This is a genomic window from Candidatus Propionivibrio aalborgensis, assembly GCF_900089945.1.
Classification (GTDB): Bacteria; Pseudomonadota; Gammaproteobacteria; order Burkholderiales; family Rhodocyclaceae; genus Propionivibrio; species Propionivibrio aalborgensis.
The window spans coordinates 1-518 of sequence record NZ_FLQY01000372.1 but is presented as its reverse complement, the minus strand read 5'-3'; the positions used below and the strand labels follow the sequence as shown (position 1 = coordinate 518).

Genomic DNA, 518 nt, shown 5'->3' with positions numbered 1-518 from the left:
TTACCGCGACTCGGTATTGCCGCGCGGTGTGCCGCGCGTAGCCGTCGAGGCCGGCGTCACCGGCTACTGGCGTCAGTACGTTGGGCTGGAAGGCGCCGTAGTCGGTATCGATCGTTTCGGCGAGTGCGGCCCTGCAAGCCAGGTCTTCGAATTCCTCGACATCACGGCCGCCAAGGTGGCCGAGGCAGTCGAGCGCGTGATCACCGGCTGATCGCACTTGGCAATGGCATTGCCATAATCGAGACCCGACGTTCGCGCCGGGTCTTTTACGTTCAACAACGGTTTCCAGAACCATGTCCGTCATCTGCATTTGCCTGAGCCCCGGACTCCAGCACACGGTTTCTATCGACACGCTGATTCCGGGGGAAGTCAATCGGCTGAGCGAAGTGACAGTCGACGTTGCCGGCAAGGGGGTCAACGTCTGTCGCGCACTGCAGCGATTGGGTGTCGGCGCCTTGTGCCTGGCTCAAGGCGGAAGCAATGCTGACGAGCCCGCCGCGCTTGCCCGGTTGGAAGGA

The 518-nt window shown here is 62.5% G+C and carries 2 protein-coding genes; both read left to right on the top strand.

Features of this window, described 5'->3' with window-relative positions:
• Positions 1-211 (top strand): transketolase-like TK C-terminal-containing protein (locus tag PROAA_RS16290; protein WP_425394027.1); only part of this gene is annotated, 211 nt, incomplete at its 5' end.
• Positions 212-293: 82 nt separating this feature from the next.
• A partial coding sequence (locus PROAA_RS16285) for a 1-phosphofructokinase family hexose kinase (protein WP_222102319.1) occupies positions 294-518 on the top strand: 225 nt, incomplete at its 3' end.